At 43.1% G+C, this 17,924-nt stretch carries 14 protein-coding genes; 8 read left to right on the top strand and 6 right to left on the bottom strand.

Annotated elements, in window-relative coordinates; translation table 11 throughout:
* Positions 1 to 227: 227 nt before the first annotated feature.
* The 3 genes from CWC03_RS21830 to CWC03_RS21820 form a co-directional block, all read right to left on the bottom strand.
* On the bottom strand, positions 228 to 1,643 hold the full coding sequence (locus tag CWC03_RS21830; protein WP_138583645.1) for a glutamate synthase small subunit GltD family protein: 1,416 nt from the start codon (positions 1,641 to 1,643) through the stop codon (positions 228 to 230).
* A gap of 9 nt (positions 1,644 to 1,652) precedes the next feature.
* Positions 1,653 to 6,110, bottom strand: coding sequence for a glutamate synthase large subunit (gltB, locus tag CWC03_RS21825; RefSeq protein ID WP_138583644.1), 4,458 nt, complete (start codon positions 6,108 to 6,110; stop codon positions 1,653 to 1,655).
* 613 nt (positions 6,111 to 6,723) lie between these two features.
* Positions 6,724 to 7,068: a Grx4 family monothiol glutaredoxin gene (locus CWC03_RS21820; RefSeq protein ID WP_010375406.1), complete on the bottom strand. Its 345-nt coding sequence runs from the start codon at positions 7,066 to 7,068 to the stop codon at positions 6,724 to 6,726.
* Between the two features lie 378 nt (positions 7,069 to 7,446).
* Between CWC03_RS21820 and CWC03_RS21815 the strand changes: the two genes are divergently transcribed.
* The 4 genes from CWC03_RS21815 (at position 7,447) to CWC03_RS21800 (ending at position 12,969) form a co-directional block, all read left to right on the top strand.
* Positions 7,447 to 8,028: a Fe-Mn family superoxide dismutase gene (locus CWC03_RS21815; protein ID WP_010375405.1), complete on the top strand. Its 582-nt coding sequence runs from the start codon at positions 7,447 to 7,449 to the stop codon at positions 8,026 to 8,028.
* Between the two features lie 185 nt (positions 8,029 to 8,213).
* Positions 8,214 to 10,136 (top strand): PrkA family serine protein kinase, encoded by a 1,923-nt coding sequence (locus tag CWC03_RS21810; RefSeq protein WP_138583643.1) that lies wholly within the window; start codon positions 8,214 to 8,216, stop codon positions 10,134 to 10,136.
* A 25-nt stretch (positions 10,137 to 10,161) separates the two neighbouring features.
* A complete protein-coding gene (locus tag CWC03_RS21805; protein WP_010606430.1) occupies positions 10,162 to 11,445 on the top strand; it encodes a YeaH/YhbH family protein in 1,284 nt (427 codons plus the stop codon).
* A gap of 18 nt (positions 11,446 to 11,463) precedes the next feature.
* Positions 11,464 to 12,969, top strand: coding sequence for a SpoVR family protein (locus CWC03_RS21800; protein ID WP_138583642.1), 1,506 nt, complete (start codon positions 11,464 to 11,466; stop codon positions 12,967 to 12,969).
* A gap of 173 nt (positions 12,970 to 13,142) precedes the next feature.
* Here CWC03_RS21800 and CWC03_RS21795 read toward each other — a convergent pair whose 3' ends face one another.
* Entirely contained in the window at positions 13,143 to 13,502 is a 360-nt protein-coding gene (locus CWC03_RS21795; protein WP_138583641.1) for a DUF4870 domain-containing protein, read from the bottom strand.
* Positions 13,503 to 13,871: 369 nt separating this feature from the next.
* Between CWC03_RS21795 and CWC03_RS23825 the strand changes: the two genes are divergently transcribed.
* Genes CWC03_RS23825 through CWC03_RS21785 form a run of 3 tightly spaced genes read left to right on the top strand, consistent with a single transcriptional unit; the run spans position 13,872 to position 14,999 of the window.
* Positions 13,872 to 14,102: a hypothetical protein gene (locus tag CWC03_RS23825; protein WP_249314101.1), complete on the top strand. Its 231-nt coding sequence runs from the start codon at positions 13,872 to 13,874 to the stop codon at positions 14,100 to 14,102.
* A gap of 52 nt (positions 14,103 to 14,154) precedes the next feature.
* Positions 14,155 to 14,532: a hypothetical protein gene (locus CWC03_RS23820; RefSeq protein WP_249314100.1), complete on the top strand. Its 378-nt coding sequence runs from the start codon at positions 14,155 to 14,157 to the stop codon at positions 14,530 to 14,532.
* Positions 14,514 to 14,999, top strand: coding sequence for a DUF2269 domain-containing protein (locus CWC03_RS21785; RefSeq protein ID WP_138583640.1), 486 nt, complete (start codon positions 14,514 to 14,516; stop codon positions 14,997 to 14,999). Before CWC03_RS23820 ends, CWC03_RS21785 begins: the two co-directional genes overlap by 19 nt.
* Positions 15,000 to 15,143: 144 nt before the next feature.
* Here CWC03_RS21785 and CWC03_RS21780 read toward each other — a convergent pair whose 3' ends face one another.
* Together CWC03_RS21780 and CWC03_RS21775 are read right to left on the bottom strand one after the other, a co-directional pair.
* Entirely contained in the window at positions 15,144 to 16,118 is a 975-nt protein-coding gene (locus CWC03_RS21780) for a sensor domain-containing diguanylate cyclase (RefSeq protein WP_138583639.1), read from the bottom strand.
* A gap of 2 nt (positions 16,119 to 16,120) precedes the next feature.
* Positions 16,121 to 17,125, bottom strand: a complete 1,005-nt coding sequence (locus tag CWC03_RS21775; protein ID WP_010375391.1) for a response regulator — start codon at positions 17,123 to 17,125, stop codon at positions 16,121 to 16,123.
* A 201-nt stretch (positions 17,126 to 17,326) separates the two neighbouring features.
* Between CWC03_RS21775 and tpx the strand changes: the two genes are divergently transcribed.
* On the top strand, positions 17,327 to 17,908 hold the full coding sequence (gene tpx / locus CWC03_RS21770; RefSeq protein ID WP_138583638.1) for a thiol peroxidase: 582 nt from the start codon (positions 17,327 to 17,329) through the stop codon (positions 17,906 to 17,908).
* Positions 17,909 to 17,924: the final 16 nt, after the last annotated feature.

Genomic DNA, 17,924 nt, shown 5'->3' with positions numbered 1-17,924 from the left:
TGAAGCGGGGAAATAGGTTTAGTAGCAAGGCAAAAATTTTGCTATTTAGTTGTTCTAAATGAGAAATTTTTAACGAAGCTAATATGCTATTTCACCCTTCAAATTGATTAGAGAATTAATGCAATTGGTATAAGTTAGCGGCTAACTACGCAAAACTCAAATAAAAAAACCCCAGCTACAACGAGTGTAGTTGGGGTTTGTGAACGACAAAAGCTGTTGTTTAAGTTTTAAACTTCCAAATAGTCCAAAATGCCTTCAGCGGCGTTGCGGCCTTCAAAAATCGCCGTGACCACTAAATCAGAACCTCGTACGGCGTCACCACCGGCAAAGATCTTTGGATTACTTGTTTGATGTGTAAATGCGCCTTTTTCTGGCGCAACAATGCCGCCCCAGTGATTTATTGCCACATCGTATTGTGCTAACCAATCAAGGTTGTGAGGCTTAAAACCAAATGCCATGATCACCGCGTCAGCTTCTAGTGTATGCTCAGAACCTTCCACAGTTTCAGCACTACGGCGACCATTTTTGTCAGGTTCACCTAATTGTGTTTTCACCATTTTAACGCCCGTGACTTTGCCTGAGCTGTCAATTTCAATACCAACTGGCTGTAGATTGAATCTAAATTCAACCCCTTCTTCTTTGGCATTTTTAACTTCTCGAACTGAGCCGGGCATGTTTTCTTCATCACGACGATAAGCACAGATCACGGATTGCGCATTTTGTCTAACTGACGTTCTAACACAGTCCATCGCTGTGTCCCCACCACCTAGTACCACCACGCGCTTACCCGCCATGTTCACATAGCTATGCTGACTTTCGTCATAACCCATAACTCGGTTGGTGTTACCAATCAAAAATGGTAGCGCATCATAAACACCGTCGGCATCTTCATTTTCAAGATTGCCTTTCATGCTTTGGTACGTCCCCACACCTAAGAATACGGCGTCGTATTGCGACAATAACTCGTCCATTGAAACATCACGACCAACCTCGGTATTGAGTTTAAACTCAACGCCCATTGCGGTGAAAATCTCGCGACGGTTTTCCATAACTGACTTTTCTAACTTAAATGACGGGATCCCAAAGGTTAGCAAACCGCCAATCTCAGGGTTGCGATCATACACCACAGGGCGCACGCCGTTTCGCACTAGAATATCCGCACAGCCAAGTCCTGCCGGACCCGCGCCTATAATTGCGACTTTTTTATCAGTCCATGTAACGTAAGAAAGATCAGGCTTCCAGCCCTGTGCAAACGCCGTATCGGTAATATATTTTTCAATATTTCCTATGGTCACCGCACCAAACTCTTCGTTCAGCGTACACGACCCCTCACAAAGCCTATCTTGCGGACATACTCGACCACAAACTTCAGGCAAACTATTGGTACGGTGAGATAGCTCTGCTGCCTCAATAATTCTACCCGTACGAATAAGCTTGAGCCATTGCGGAATATAGTTGTGAACCGGACACTTCCATTCACAATAGGGGTTACCACAATCTAAACAACGATCAGACTGCGAATGAACTTGCTGCTCAGAAAATGGCTCATAAATTTCAACAAAAGATTGCTTACGCGTAGAAATAGGCTTTTTGCGCGGATCTACACGTTGTACATCGATAAATTGGTAAACGTTTTCGCTCATTGCTCTCTCCTACTGCGCCTGAATTCTTAGCTCAGCGCTACTACGCGCTCGGTGGCCAAGTAAACTGTTTAAATCGCTCGACTTTGGCTTTACCAATTTAAACATTGGCAAATACAACTCAAAGTTAGCTAAGATCTGCTCAGCTCGAGTTGAGCTCGTCAAGTCTAGATGCTCTGCAATTAAACCACGTAGATGCTCTTGGTGCGATGCCAGCGTTTTGAGGTCTACCAGCTCGACCAACTCAGGGTTGATCCGCTTATCAAAGTCACTTTCTTCATCAAGTACATAGGCAAAACCACCGGTCATGCCTGCGCCAAAGTTAACGCCAACTTGACCAAGCACACACACTACGCCTCCCGTCATGTATTCGCAGCCATTATCACCAAGCCCTTCAACAACCGCTTGTACGCCCGAGTTACGCACAGCGAAGCGCTCGCCAGCTCGACCTGCTGCAAACAACTTGCCGCCAGTCGCGCCATATAAACAGGTGTTACCAATGATAGCCGCCTGATGAGAGGCAAAACTTGAGCCGACAGGAGGACGCACGACTAGCTTTCCACCAGCCATCCCTTTACCAACGTAGTCGTTAGCATCACCGACTAATGTCATTTCAAGGCCACCGGCGTTCCACACCCCAAACGATTGCCCTGCAGTACCATGTAACTCAAGTGCAATTGGATCTGCTGCCATACCTTGGTTACCATGCTTGCTCGCGATATAACCAGACAACATTGCACCGATTGAGCGATCCGTATTAGAAATACGATTCACCAACGAAATACCCGTCATTTCGTCGATTGCTGTCTTCGCTTTCGCAAGTAAGCTTTCATTCAACGCACCACTGTAATGTGATGGATTAGTATGGGTGCAATACAGCGCTTCATTTGACGGATTGTTTGGTTTCGCTAAGAGCGGACTTAAGTCGAGCTTTTTCTGCTTCGCGGTATTGCCTTCGATAGCTTCAAGTAGATCCGTTCTACCAATCAAATCGGTGAGTTTTGTGACTCCCAGAGCGGCCATCAGCTCTCGGGCCTCTTGCGCAATAAACTTAAAGTAGTTCATCGCCATCTCTGGCAATCCGTGATAATGCTTTTGACGCAACGTATCATCTTGCGTCGCAACACCGGTTGCACAGTTATTAAGGTGACAGATCCGCAGGTATTTACAGCCAAGCGCAACCATAGGGCCGGTACCAAAACCAAAGCTCTCAGCACCCAAAATTGCAGCTTTAATAATATCTAATCCGGTTTTTAAGCCGCCATCTGTTTGCAGCCTAATGCGATGGCGTAGACCATTTTCAACCAGCGCCTGTTGCGTCTCAGCAAGGCCAAGCTCCCACGGGCTACCTGCATACTTTACCGATGTCAGCGGACTCGCCCCAGTACCACCGTCATAACCGGCAATGGTAATGAGATCGGCATACGCTTTAGCAACACCAGTCGCAATCGTGCCGACACCTGGTTCTGAAACCAATTTGACCGAGATCATCGCTTCAGGGTTAACCTGTTTGAGGTCAAAAATAAGCTGAGCTAAGTCTTCAATCGAATAAATATCGTGATGCGGCGGCGGCGAAATCAAAGTAACACCAGGAACCGAATAACGTAGCTTCGCGATGTAAGGGGTAACTTTTTCACCTGGAAGCTGACCGCCCTCGCCCGGCTTAGCCCCTTGCGCAACTTTGATTTGAATAACGTCAGCTGAACGTAAATAGTGTGGTGTCACACCGAATCGGCCAGAAGCAACTTGCTTAATACGCGAATTCTTTTCTGTACCAAAACGCAGCTTATCCTCACCACCCTCACCAGAGTTAGAGCAACCGCCGAGGCGATTCATCGCAATCGCTAACGCTTCGTGAGCCTCTGGTGATAAAGCCCCGATACTCATCGCTGCCGAGTCAAAACGTTTGTATAGCTCAGTCGCAGGCTCAACATCGTTGATGTCGATTGCTTGTTGCGCCGTATTTAGCTTAAGCATGTCTCGCAGATTAGTAATTGGACGGTTATTTACCAACTCCGCATATTTAACGTAGTCTTGATAGTTACCCGAACGAACTGCGGTCTGCAAAGTTTGCACAACATCTGGGTTATACGCATGGTATTCACCACCATGCACATACTTTAATAATCCACCGTGTGATAGTAGTTTACGCTTGCTAAATGCCAATTTATTGAGCTGTTGTTGCTCCAATGCGAAGTCGTCAAAGCACGCACCTTTAATACGGTTTGCAACGCCTTTGAAGCACAATTCAACTACCTCATCGGATAAACCGACGGCTTCAAACAACATCGAACAACGATAGGAAGCAATGGTGCTGATCCCCATCTTCGACATGATTTTGTATAAACCTTTGTTAATCGCGCCGCGATAAGACAGAGTCACCTCGCGGTAAGACTTTTTAATGATCTTCTTATCACACATGGCAACAAGGGTTTCGTAGGCTAGATAAGGATAAATCGCTGTTGCGCCAAAGCCTAACAGAACAGCAAACTGGTGCGGATCTCTCACGCTACCTGTTTCAACCAAAATATTGGTATCGCAACGCAGGTTACCATCCACTAGTCGCCGTTGTACTGCCCCCACGGCCATCGCCGCTGGGATAACTTGTTTACCTGCCGCAATTTCTCGGTCACTGAGCACTAACATCACGCATCCAGAACCTGCTTTTGCAACAGCCTCATCACAAATGCGCTTGATTGCATCTTGCAAAGACTCTTCAATCTCGTAAATCAATGAAATTTTACATGCACAGTAATGGTCATCATCAGCGGTTAGTAGCTGCTGCATATCAGAATAAGTTAGTACCGGCGAGGCAAACTGCAAACGTTTAGCATGACCTGTGGTTTCGTTGAAAACGTTCTGCTCACGACCAATACAAGTCGCCAGTGACATTACATGATTTTCCCGTAACGGATCGATTGGCGGATTCGTTACCTGAGCAAACTTCTGGCGGAAGTAGTCAAATATCGAACGGTGTCCTTCGGATAGCACTGCAAATGGCGTATCATCACCCATTGAACCAGTTGCTTCTTGGCCATTTTCGCCCATCACACGGATCACTTGGTCGAGCTCTTCGTTGGTATAACCAAACTGCTTCTGATAGGTCAGCAAGGTTTCATCGTCAAGATCGCGCTTGCCAGCCGCTTTTTCATCTAGTGCTTCAAATGGCGTTAAACGCTTAACGTTTTGCTCAAGCCAAGTTTTGTATGGATGTCTGGATTTCAAATCTTGATCGATTTCATCGGACTGCCAAATCTTGCCATGTAAAGTATCAACCACCAGTAATTCACCTGGACCCACGCGACCTTTTTCAATAACTTCATCTGGCGCGTAATCCCAAATACCCACTTCTGAGGCTAGCGTAATAAAGCCGTCTTGTGTGATCACATAACGGGCAGGACGAAGACCGTTACGGTCTAAATTACAGGCAGCAAAGCGCCCATCAGACATCACAATGCCAGCAGGGCCATCCCACGGCTCCATATGCATGGAGTTAAAGTCATAGAATGCACGTAAGTCTTCATCCATGGCGCGATTTTTTTGCCATGCAGGTGGTACTAACATACGCATAGCGCGGAATAAGTCCATGCCACCAGCTAGAAATAGCTCTAGCATGTTATCTAAACTAGACGAGTCAGAACCCGTTTCATTGACAAACGGTGCCGCATTTTGCAAATCCGGTAACAAAGGTGACGCAAACTTGTAAGCACGTGCTCTCGCCCACTGGCGGTTACCTTCAATGGTATTGATTTCACCATTGTGAGCTAAATAGCGGAATGGCTGCGCCAACGGCCATCGAGGCTGTGTATTGGTTGAGAAGCGTTGATGGAATACACAAATCGCACTGGTCATCCGCATATCAGCAAGATCCGTATAAAAATTCGGTAGATCCGCCGGCATCATTAAGCCTTTGTAGATAGTCACTAAACCAGACAAACTACAAATATAAAACTGCTCATCTTGCTCTAAACGCTTTTCAATGCGTCTTCTTGCTATATATAGACGACGCTCTAAATCTTTAGGACGCCACCCTTCAGGAGCACCGACAAAAACCTGTTTAAACTGCGGTAATTGTGCTTTAGCGATAGGACCCAACATCGATGGATCGGTGGGTACTTCACGCCAACCTATGAGCGTCAGTGTTTCTTTTTCTAATTCTTCACTGATCACTTTTTCAGCCGCAGCTGCAAGCTCATGATCCTGGTTTAAAAATAGCATACCTACCGCATAGTTTTTGCCTACATGCCAATCGTTTTCAGCTGCGACGGCACGGAAAAAACTATCCGGTTTTTGTAATAACAGTCCGCAACCATCACCGGTTTTGCCATCTGCAGAAATACCACCTCGGTGCTGCATGCGGTCCAAACCTGTGATTGCTGTACGGATCAGTTTGTGACTTGGCTGACCGCTTACATGCGCAATCAAGCCAAATCCACAGTTATCTTTTTCTAATTTTGAGTCGTATAACATAGACTCCTCCCCTTGCTACAACGGCCAGCCCATGACGGTACGACGAAATGCTGGCAGATATTCAAAATTAGCCTTGATTGAAAGTAGAGTCAACACAAATATGAATACATATTCACAAACTTGAATATTTCTCATTGGTAAGACAAGTTAGCCAAAATCGTAATAAATTTGCCACTTTGAAAATAGTGAATATAAATTTGTAAAATGACACCGGTATCACACCAATAAAAACGCAACCGAACACAACCAAAATCAAACGTTTACGTAAACGTAAACCAAGGCAAAATTGAATAATTATTCACTTTTTGGATTTCATAGAACTCAATATCGGAGCGCGTTCGATTACACTGTTTATATAGGTATGCAAAACAGAGCGCGTTTTTAGCTTGACGCTAACGTCAACTTAAGTTGATAAAGATAAGCGAGTAGCTCTGAGTTAGATAAACGCGAATAGCGTTAATGAAAGTGTAGATATCTTAAATTCAATGAACTTGCTGGTTTTCAACCAAACATCAGACAAAAGAGTTGCTAAGAAAAGTAGGTAGAAAGATATTAGAAGATTTTTTATAAAATAAAGCATGGCAGAGTATCTACTCTGCCATAAGCGGTTAGCTTATTCCGCTGCTGCTTCGTCTTTCTTATATTTAGCTGCTGTTTCAGCAATAAGAGGTTGAAGCTCACCCTTTTGGAACATCTCAATGATGATATCACAACCACCGATTAACTCACCTTCAACCCAAAGCTGAGGAAAAGTTGGCCAGTTCGCATAATGCGGTAGTTCAGCACGAATGTCTGGATTTAATAAAATGTCAACATAAGCAAACTGCTCACCACACGCCATCAAAGCCTGAGATGCCTGCGAAGAGAAACCACAGTTAGGGAGTTTTGGCGACCCTTTCATATATAGAATGATTGGATTTTCTTCGATCTGCTGTTTAATCTTGTCAATAGTTTCCATTAGTTACCTCAAAATGACGTTTCGTCCAACGCTTATCAATTTAGCATCGGCATTTTAGCTTGCTACTCACTTTAACAACACCTGTTGTTTCCATAATGCCAAACTTGAAGCAGCGATAGAATATGAAAAGACATGGCTCAAATTAGCATAACCGCCTGTCATGATGTTCTACATTTTGGCTGCTGTTCGGCATATGTTCACAAAGAATGTGTATTATAAGTCATTAAGTCACTGGCACGCATTGCTGTTTGCCAAAACTTGAGTAAAATAGTCAGGAATTATAGTATCACTATATAGGCCAATGGTATAGAAAAGTGGGCTGATGTTAGCTACCTTTCGTATGCGTTATTGGCAAATCAACCAAAAATGGAGATTAATATGGCATTTGAACTACCGTCACTACCTTATGCACTAAATGCTCTTGAGCCGCACGTTTCTCAAGAGACGCTAGAATTCCACCATGGTAAGCACCACAACACATACGTTGTAAAGCTTAACGGTCTTATCGAAGGTACTGACTTTGAAGGTAAATCACTAGAAGAGATCGTGTGTAGCTCTGAAGGTGGTGTTTTCAACAATGCTGCTCAAATCTGGAACCACACTTTCTACTGGCACAGCCTTGCGCCAAATGCAGGTGGCGAGCCAACAGGTAAAGTTGCTGAACTAATTAATGCAAAATGGGGCTCATTCGCAGCATTCCAAGAAGCTTTCAACGACAAAGCAGTTAACAACTTTGGATCAAGCTGGACTTGGTTAGTACAACTAGCTGACGGCTCTCTAGATATCGTTAACACTTCAAATGCAGCGACTCCGCTGACTGAAGAAGGTGTTACCCCTATCATCACAGTTGACCTGTGGGAACACGCTTACTACATTGATTACCGTAATGTTCGTCCTGATTACCTTAAAGGCTTCTGGGCACTTGTTAACTGGGACTTTGCTAACAGCAACCTAGCTTAACATCAACTATCAGTATTGATGCAATAATGGGGCGCAAAAGCGCCCTTTTTTATGCCTGTAACTCAACATTAATACATAAAAAATCTAGTTTTTTTTGGGTATTCTTCATATCACGACTAAGCTTTAAGTAACCTTTCCAAATCTGTGATCCGCAAACCACATCAAGTAGCTTATTGGAGGTCGTTATGACAATATTTGAACATTATCAGGCCAGATATGAAGCCGCGCAAGAAGAAGAGTACACCATCGCGGAATTTCTTGAAATTTGTAAAAATGACAAATCAGCCTATGCCAGCGCACCTGAGCGGCTTCTGATGGCAATAGGCGAACCAGAAATGATCGATACGTCGAAAGATGCCAGACTTAGCAGGCTGTTTTCGAATAGAGTAATAGCTCGATACCCTGCCTTCAATGAGTTTTACGGTATGGAGGATGCTATTGAACAAATCGTATCGTATCTCAAACATGCCGCACAGGGGCTTGAAGAGTGCAAACAAGTACTCTATTTACTCGGCCCGGTAGGTGGTGGTAAATCGTCTATCGCGGAAAAGCTCAAGTACTTGATGCAAAAGGTGCCGATTTATTCTTTAAAAGGTTCACCCGTTAATGACCACCCGCTTTGCTTGTTTAGCCCTCAAGAAGATGCTGACCTACTTGAAAAAGAGTACGGTATTCCTGGGCGCTATATTAAAACGATAATGTCTCCATGGGCGACCAAGCGCTTACATGAGTACAATGGAGACATTACACAATTTAAGGTCGTAAAACGCTACCCTTCCATTCTTGATCAAATTGCTATCGCGAAAACAGAGCCTGGGGATGAGAACAACCAAGACATCTCAGCGCTGGTGGGCAAAGTCGATATCCGTAAACTTGAGCATTTCGCTCAAAATGACCCCGATGCCTATGCCTACTCTGGAGCGCTATGCCTTGCGAACCAAGGTTTGATGGAGTTTGTCGAGATGTTTAAAGCACCTATTAAAGTGCTACACCCACTACTCACTGCAACCCAAGAAGGCAACTACAATGGTACAGAGGGTATTTCGGCCCTACCATTTAGCGGGCTAATACTCGCTCACTCTAACGAGTCTGAATGGCAAACTTTTAAAAACAATAAAAACAATGAGGCATTTTTAGACCGTGTTTACATCGTTAAAGTGCCATATTGTTTACGCGTATCTGAAGAGGTCAAAATTTACGAGAAGCTTATTGAAAATAGTGAGCTTAGGGAAGCCCCTTGTGCGCCTGGCACTTTAGAAACTTTAGCGAAGTTTTCAGCACTGTCTCGGATTAAAGAGCCAGAAAACTCCAGTATCTATTCAAAAATGCGGGTGTACGATGGTGAAAGCTTAAAAGACACAGATCCAAAAGCTAAGTCCTATCAAGAATACAGAGACTACGCTGGTGTGGACGAAGGCATGAACGGCCTTTCAACTCGCTTTGCCTTTAAGATCCTCTCTCGTGTGTTTAACTTTGACCATAGTGAAGTCGCAGCAAACCCTGTTCATTTATTCTATGTACTTGAGCAGCAAATTGAGCGCGAACAATTTAACGCTGAAGTACAAGAGCGCTACCTAAGCCATCTGAAAGGATATCTAATCCCACAATATGTCGAATTTATTGGTAAAGAACTACAAACAGCTTACCTTGAGTCGTACTCTGAGTACGGCCAAAATATTTTTGACCGCTATGTTACCTATGCAGACTTTTGGATCCAAGATCAGGAATATCGTGACCCAGATACTGGTCAACTGTTTGATAGAGCCGCACTTAACGGCGAGCTGGAAAAGATTGAAAAGCCAGCCGGTATTTCCAATCCAAAAGATTTCCGTAACGAGATAGTCAACTTTGTTTTAAGAGCAAGAGCCCATCACAATGGTGACAATCCAGTATGGACCAGCTATGAAAAACTAAGAACGGTTATCGAGAAGAAAATGTTCTCTAATACCGAAGACTTACTCCCTGTAATTTCATTTAATGCAAAAACCTCTGCCGAAGATCAGAAGAAGCACGAGGACTTTGTCAATCGTATGGTTGATAAAGGCTATACCCAAAAACAAGTTCGCCTACTTTCGGAATGGTATTTAAGAGTTAGAAAGTCACAGTAACTTGTTAGTATGAAGAGGGTGTTATATGGCGCATTTTATTGACCGCCGTCTTAACGGCAAAAATAAGAGCACTCTGAACCGCCAACGTTTTATCCGCCGTTACAAAAAGCAGATAAAGAAAGCGGTTTCAGAGGCCATCAACAAACGCAGTGTTACTGATATCTCCAGTGGCGAAAGTATTTCTATTCCACAACGAGATATCAGCGAGCCCACTTTCCATCAGGGTAAAGGGGGTGACAGAGAACTCATTCACCCAGGTAACGATCAATTTTCAACGGGCGATCGGATCCAGCGCCCACCTTCTGGGCAAGGTGGTGGTTCAGGCGATGGAGAGGCAAGTAATCAAGGAGAAGGACAAGACGACTTTGTATTCTCTATTTCAAAAGACGAATACTTAGACCTATTGTTTGAAGACTTGGAGTTACCCAACTTACAACAAAGCCAGTTGGATAAATTAATGCAAATGAAAACGCATCGAGCTGGCTTTTGTAATGATGGTATGCCTAGCAACTTAGATATTGTACGCAGTTTAAAAGGCTCAATGGCACGCCGTATTGCGATGACCTCAAGTAAACGCCGAGAGTTAAGGGAGTTGGAGGAAGAACTGGCGAATATGCTTGCTGAACCGGTTCCTCCTCAACAGAAAATCAATGATATAGAACTGCGGATCCAAGTGCTAAAAGAGCAAATAGCCGCGGTGCCTTTCATCGACAATTACGATTTACGCTTTCGTAATTACGAAAGGCGTCCACACCCCACCAGCAAAGCGGTTATGTTTTGCTTGATGGATGTGTCTGGTTCAATGGATCAAGCTACAAAAGACATGGCAAAACGTTTTTATATTTTGCTCTATCAGTTCTTAACCCGCACTTATAAAGATATCGAGGTAGTTTATATCCGCCACCATACCCAAGCAAAAGAAGTAGACGAGCAAGAATTTTTCTACTCGCAAGAGACGGGTGGCACAATTGTCTCAAGTGCGTTGAAATTAATGGATGAAATCATTCAAGAGCGTTATGCCCAAGGCGATTGGAATATTTACGCCGCACAAGCCTCTGACGGTGATAACTGGGCAGATGATTCTCCACAATGCACCCAGATACTCTCTAACAAACTACTTAAAATTGTCCGCTACTATGCGTATATAGAGATAACGACCCGTGCACACCAAAGTCTGTGGCGGGAGTATCAAGGAGTAGCCAACTCATTTGACAACTTTGCTATGCAGCACATTCGAGGTGTAGAAGATATTTATCCTATCTTTAGAGAATTGTTCAAGAAGAACAAAAATAAGCAAAGTGCGGCATAATTTTTGGGAGGTTGCGCGATGACATATCAGCCAATTGACGATGGTCCAGATTGGACCTTTGATTTACTTGATACTTATCATCAGGAAATTGCTCGTGTAGCCGAGCATTACAGGCTTGACACTTACCCAAATCAAATAGAGGTGATCACAGCAGAGCAGATGATGGATGCCTACTCCAGTGTGGGCATGCCAATTGGTTATGCACATTGGTCGTACGGTAAAAAGTTTATCCAGACTGAGCAAACCTACAAACGTGGTCAAATGGGTCTTGCCTACGAGATTGTGATTAATTCTAACCCTTGTATTGCCTATTTAATGGAAGAAAATACTATGCCTATGCAGGCATTGGTGATGGCGCATGCGTGCTACGGTCATAACTCTTTCTTTAAAGGTAACTATCTATTTAAAACCTGGACGGACGCATCTTCCATTATTGACTACTTGGTCTTCGCTAAAAATTATGTCGCCAAATGTGAAGAAAAGTACGGTATTGATGAGGTAGAAAACCTAATTGACTCTTGTCATGCGTTAATGAATTACGGGGTTGATCGATATAAAAGACCGCAACGGATCTCTATGTTTGAGGAGCAAAAGCGCCAAAAAGAGCGGGAAGATTATTTGCAGTCTCAAGTCAACGAATTATGGCGAACCATTCCTAAAGGAGAAGATGAAGAAACCGACAACCGTGCTCATTTCCCATCAGAACCTCAGGAGAATATTCTATATTTCATCGAGAAAAATGCGCCATTGCTGGAGTCTTGGCAACGCGAGATTATTCGTATTGTGCGTAAAGTATCACAGTACTTTTACCCGCAAAGACAAACTCAAGTCATGAACGAAGGCTGGGCTACATTTTGGCATTATACCATTTTGAATCACTTATATGACGAGGGAAAACTAAGTGACTCCTTTATGTTGGAGTTTTTGCAAAGCCATACCAATGTTGTGTATCAACCGCCATACAATAGTAAATTTTATTCAGGGATAAACCCCTATGCGCTCGGCTTTAATATGATGGTCGATATTCGCCGTATTTGCGAAAACCCAACAGAAGAAGACAAACAGTGGTTCCCGGAGTTTGCAGGGAGCAATTGGCTAGATACACTGCATTTTGCGATGCAAAATTTTAAAGACGAGAGCTTTATTAGCCAATTTTTATCTCCAAAGCTCATGCGTGACTTTAAGCTTTTCACGATTGTCGACAAACAGAAATCTCCGCACTTGGAAGTTGGGCCTATTCACGACGAAATGGGTTATCAACAACTTCGCAGTGCCCTTTCAGCGCAGTATAACCTGAGTAACCATGAACCTAATATTCAAGTTTATGACGTCGATGTACGAGGAGATCGTTCACTTACGCTAAGATATGTACCGCAAGGTGGGATCCCACTTGCCGCCTCAAAGCAAGAAGTGATAAAGCACCTTTATCGCTTATGGGGGTTTAAAGTGAGACTTGAGCAAGTAGATGAAAATGGCAATATCGAGCAGATAGCTCAATGCCCTGAAGAGGAAAATGAATCGTAGCCCTGTTAGTTTAAATTAAGAGCCGGCAAACAGGTGAGCTGCTGTGTTTGCCGTGGCTCCTTTCTAATACTCAGACTCTTTAGCTTCGACTGCTTCACAGTGAGGTGTGTTGTTAAATTCTATACTGCATGCGAACACTTCTACAGCAGTAGTTTCGCTATTCAAAGCGCCGGTTACTTAAGAAAATTGAAGCTAAGTGGATAAACCCATACTTCACCGTTATTGGCTTTTATCGCGGCAATAATGGCAAATATAGCATTAAGAATAGCTAACACAACGAACCCTAAAATACCAACCGCAACAAAAACTAAAATACCGCAAATTATGGAATAGATGATTAAGCTAATTAACCAGTTAATAGCGGCTTTTCCGTGCTGGTCAATTATTTCGCTTTTATCCTTATTAGTTGCCCACATAACCACCGGTAATACAAGCCCTAACCCCGGAGCAACAAAGCTCGCCAGTTGACTCAAATGTAATAACATACAGTATGTATTTAGCGGCATCCCCCAGTATTCATGATTATCGTTCATTTTTCATTCCCTTTTATTGTTGTAAGTGATTACGCATTTCAAGTCGGTGCTTCATATTGACTGAAGTCTATGAAATTCTTCCTGATGAGTTAAAATCATTTATGGAACTACTATTAATCTGCATCATCTTAAAGTAAATGGCTAAACACCTTCAATGAGAACTCAACTCCTCACTCCTCCATTAAAGCCAGATAAGCTATGATTTACAAGTTATTTATAATCCTAACAACTCCGGTTAACCGCTATAACTTAAAGGCAAGTGTTATTAAATTTTCATCAAGTAAATAATGGCTATTCAGACAAAGACTTTACCAATTTGGGGCATAGATTTAAGATGAACCAAAGGACTCCAACCCAGACGTAAAACCAATGGATCAATACAAAACCAAATTTGTTGTTGTTTATCTGATTGCCGCAATAATTACTGCTGCATGCCTTTTAATGAATGGACCTATGCGCCCAGGCTTGCCGCTTGATAATACGGTAATAATGCGTATGGAGTTTATTTCCGAAAACTTAGCATTGTGGCAATGGTCTTGGATAGCTTGGATGTTCTCTGCACTAGGGCTGTTAGTATTTTTGTATTATTTTAGCAGATGAGCTCAAAGCAGATTTTAGAAAGCATGTTGGCCTACTATTAGTCGCATTGGGTGTGGCCCCAGATCTCATTGCTGAAGTGATTTACGCTTTTGTTTTACCTGAAGTAGTTCATTTGGCCATGGGCGAATCTGTATTTTTACTATTTGAGCATATTGCAACCCATCTAACTGGTTACTTAGGTAATGCCCTTTATAATTTAGGAGGGCTTACGTTAACCTGTTTAGCCATTAAACAAGGTATATTTAAAACATGGGTGTCATTGTGGGGGATCACCGCGTGGGTTTTAGGCTTATTACTGTCTGTATCTATCGCTGCCGGTCAACTTGAAGCTGCTGAGATATTTACTGCATCAAGTATGACTCTTAGTACACTTTGGATGATTATCTTTGCACATCAAGTTTTGAGGCCCAGATGGAATACGCAATCTTAAAATTGGTGCACATAGGAGCCTTGATCTTTTGGCTTGGCCCAGCTCTTGGTGCTTGGCTTGTGTTAAAAGCAATAGAAAATGAAAATATAGGACCGGTGACCGCGAAGGTGAGCCATGTATTCTTTCTCATGGTCACACTGGAACATATAGCATTTATTGTCCTCTTATTAACAGGATTTTCTATGGCTTTATTAGCTGAATGGTTTACATCTCCGTGGCTCCAGCAAAAACTACTTGTGGTCGGTCTCGTGATTATCCCGTTAGAGATTGTGGATATTTTCTTGGGAAATTGGTTAGCGGCAAAGGCATCTAAAAGTGTCCACTTGGACATTGCAAGTGCTCAGCAACGGCGTTGGTTAGCGCTCTATCACGGCCCTTTTACTAAACTAGCGCTCTTAACCATACCGATTTCAGTCGTTATTGTGATGTATTTAGCGGTAAGTAAGATGCCACTTTTATCACTTTAATTCGCTGAAACAACCGAACAATACCACGGAGCTGCCTAGCCGCCCGCAGTTCATTCCACACTGATACTAAACAAAAGGTATTGGGATAAGAATATAGACAGGCCGCATGAGTAAAGCTGCATCGCGCTAAAGCCACGATATATTTTACTCGCTGGCCATGTCTTCAGAGTATACGGTTACCCGATTTCTTCCGCCCTCTTTAGAAGCATACAAAGCGCTGTCTGCCGCTTCAATCCATTGCTCATGTTTTTCAAAAGACTCTTCGTACACGGCAACACCAAGGCTAACGGTGATCCTGATTTGTTGCTCATCGTAGTAAATCGATGAGTTTTCAATTAACGAGCGCAGTCTTTCGGCAAAAGTAATTGCGCCTTTTTCATCAGTGTCAAGCAAAGTGACCGCAAACTCTTCACCGCCATAGCGGCCTGCAGTATCCGTTTCGCGTAGTGTTTTACGCAGTAAGTCTGAGATATGCCGTATAGCCTCATCTCCACCACTGTGACCATATTCATCATTAATTCGCTTAAAGTGGTCTATATCAAACATAAGCAATGCACTTTGCCCTTGATTACGTTTCAAGCGTTTAAACTCTTGCTTTAGGCTCTCTTCCCAAAAGCCGCGATTATGTAACTGCGTTAAACTGTCTGTTCGGCTAATTTTTTCTAATTGTTTATTCAACGACTCAAGCTCTAACTTATTGATTGCTTCGTCGGTTACATCGTATATGATCACGCAAATATGCCCTACATCCCCCGTCACTGTAGTCAACGGGATGAAGGTTGCATTCTGATACATATAATCCGCTTTGCCTGTGATAGGTCGATAATTTTTGAATCGGAAAATATACGGCTGCTGCTCCCAAATGGTAAACGACCGATTTTTTAGCACAAATACCGGTTCAGCTTTTGATCTAAACCATTGCTCATCAATGCTTGGGAATAAATCAAAAATGTCTTTATCTTTAACCGCGCTCGGTAATAAGCCTGAATGATTTTCCATAAAACCATTCCATATACATACCTTGTAGTCGCGATCAAGCACCACCAAGCCAACATCTACGGTGTTAAACATATCCATTAACCAATGGATTTCATTCATATCAAAATCGGCTGCAGGCATAGTTAATCATCCAATAAATAGGCTACTTTGTATTTTAATGTTTTAAGTGAGTCTTCTGTGAACAACAGCATAAGGTCACAGTTAATATTGTGATGCTCTATGCCATAGCTAATCTCTATAGCGAGCGTTCTTTGCCATCTCGCTTTGTTGGCTTTCACAAGCTCAGCTACATCACAATGCTGACCAAGCACCACTGGGTGACCTTGGCTAAACGACATATCGAGCTGCTTCGATAATCCCGTTAAAATTGCGCCAATCAAGATATTGCTAATATCCATTAAGAGCTCGAGCTCAACTTTGGTATTAAGATCGCCATGATAATTCATCAAAGACGCGATCTCTTTGAAACTGGAATCATTGAGCAGTAGCAGCGCTTCTCCGGAAACGCCACCACCAATAAAGCCTTGACAAACACCCGACGTAGTTGCGCTCGCATCAATGGCTTGCAGTGCCATATGCAGCTCATTGACTTCGAGCACGTTGACGTTTGGGATAGGTAGTTCGACGAATACGTTCAGCAATCGCGCCAACAAATCACCCGCCTGCCCCATAGCAACGTTGGTAAGCTCTTGATAGATATCACGGATCTCAGGGTCTAACTGCTCACCAAGTTTATGAACCAAGCTTTCTCTAATGGCTTTGTCTTTTATTCCATGGTGCTCAATAATTTCAGCAAGTTTAGCTGCATCGCAAGGCTTTCGAATAAAATCAATAGCGCCGAGCTCTATCACTCGTTGGTGCGCATTAGGCTGGATGTCGCCGGAAACAACGACAGTAAGCACAGATAAATCTTGTTCGCTAATGGCCTGTAGCACTTCATAGCCATCCATCTGCGGCATGTTCAGATCAAGGAATAAAATCTCAGGAGAGAGTGCTTTGATTTGTTTAATACAGTCGAGTCCATTCTCTGCAAATTCTACTTTAATATCCCAGTCGTCTGGCAATGAACGCGCCAGCTGCCGACGGGCAAGTTTTGAATCGTCACAAATTAGGACTAGTGTTGACATACAAGCTCTCTTTCTGTTTCCCATGCGTATCGGCACGATGCCGGGAAGTTTTAGTTATAATTATGAGATTAAAGCTTAAAATTGCGACATATGTTAATAAAACGACGCCATTTTGACAATCTAAATGTCACTTAAGCTTGGTTAGTTACTGTCAGTATAATACACTCAGATCAATTAAGTTAACTTCAAAAGGAATACTTTATGCTGAAAGCGTTAGTTTTAGCGAGCAGTCTGTTTAGTGCGATATCATTGGCTTATGATTTACCTGAAAACTCGGTAGATACGGGCAAGGTAAAAGCGCAAGGTAAAGCGGTGGTATTACTTGGTAATGGTGTAAAGCAAGGCCAAACTGCACCGGATTTTAAGGTTGCGGATGCTGACTTCAGCCCAGTTACCCTGAAAGACTTTGAAAGTCGTGCAATTTTAATTAGTGTTGTTCCAAGCCTGGATACTGGCACTTGTAGCCTACAAACTAAACATTTTAATGAAAAAGTAGCAAGCCAATTTCCTGATGTTGCCATGCTGACGATTAGTGCGGACTTACCGTTTGCGCAAAAGCGCTTTTGCAAAGCAGAAAATATCGACAAGGTTAAAACATTATCAGACGCCGTATGGCATTCATTTGGTGAAAATTATGGTTTGTTGATTAAAGATATGGGTCTGCTCAGTCGCGCGATTTTTGTGCTAGATAAGGAACACAAGATTGTTTACAAGCAGCTGGTGGAAAATTTAGCAAAAGAGCCAAACTACGAAGAAGTCGTTGGCGCACTAAAGAGCCTTTAATACCAATTGAATTAAT

The sequence above is a fragment of the Pseudoalteromonas sp. S2755 genome (genome assembly GCF_005886535.1).
Classification (GTDB): Bacteria; Pseudomonadota; Gammaproteobacteria; order Enterobacterales; family Alteromonadaceae; genus Pseudoalteromonas.
The sequence above is the reverse complement of the archived record's forward strand: the minus strand, read 5'-3'. Positions and strand labels throughout refer to the sequence as shown.

Coding starts and splice junctions, on each gene's coding strand:
- CWC03_RS21830 (WP_138583645.1), bottom strand. CDS start 1,643: ATGAGCGAAAACGTTTACCAATTTATCGATGTACAACGTGTAGATCCG.
- gltB (WP_138583644.1), bottom strand. CDS start 6,110: ATGTTATACGACTCAAAATTAGAAAAAGATAACTGTGGATTTGGCTTG.
- CWC03_RS21820 (WP_010375406.1), bottom strand. CDS start 7,068: ATGGAAACTATTGACAAGATTAAACAGCAGATCGAAGAAAATCCAATC.
- CWC03_RS21815 (WP_010375405.1), top strand. CDS start 7,447: ATGGCATTTGAACTACCGTCACTACCTTATGCACTAAATGCTCTTGAG.
- CWC03_RS21810 (WP_138583643.1), top strand. CDS start 8,214: ATGACAATATTTGAACATTATCAGGCCAGATATGAAGCCGCGCAAGAA.
- CWC03_RS21805 (WP_010606430.1), top strand. CDS start 10,162: ATGGCGCATTTTATTGACCGCCGTCTTAACGGCAAAAATAAGAGCACT.
- CWC03_RS21800 (WP_138583642.1), top strand. CDS start 11,464: ATGACATATCAGCCAATTGACGATGGTCCAGATTGGACCTTTGATTTA.
- CWC03_RS21795 (WP_138583641.1), bottom strand. CDS start 13,502: ATGAACGATAATCATGAATACTGGGGGATGCCGCTAAATACATACTGT.
- CWC03_RS23825 (WP_249314101.1), top strand. CDS start 13,872: ATGGATCAATACAAAACCAAATTTGTTGTTGTTTATCTGATTGCCGCA.
- CWC03_RS21785 (WP_138583640.1), top strand. CDS start 14,514: ATGGAATACGCAATCTTAAAATTGGTGCACATAGGAGCCTTGATCTTT.
- CWC03_RS21780 (WP_138583639.1), bottom strand. CDS start 16,118: ATGCCTGCAGCCGATTTTGATATGAATGAAATCCATTGGTTAATGGAT.
- CWC03_RS21775 (WP_010375391.1), bottom strand. CDS start 17,125: ATGTCAACACTAGTCCTAATTTGTGACGATTCAAAACTTGCCCGTCGG.
- tpx (WP_138583638.1), top strand. CDS start 17,327: ATGCTGAAAGCGTTAGTTTTAGCGAGCAGTCTGTTTAGTGCGATATCA.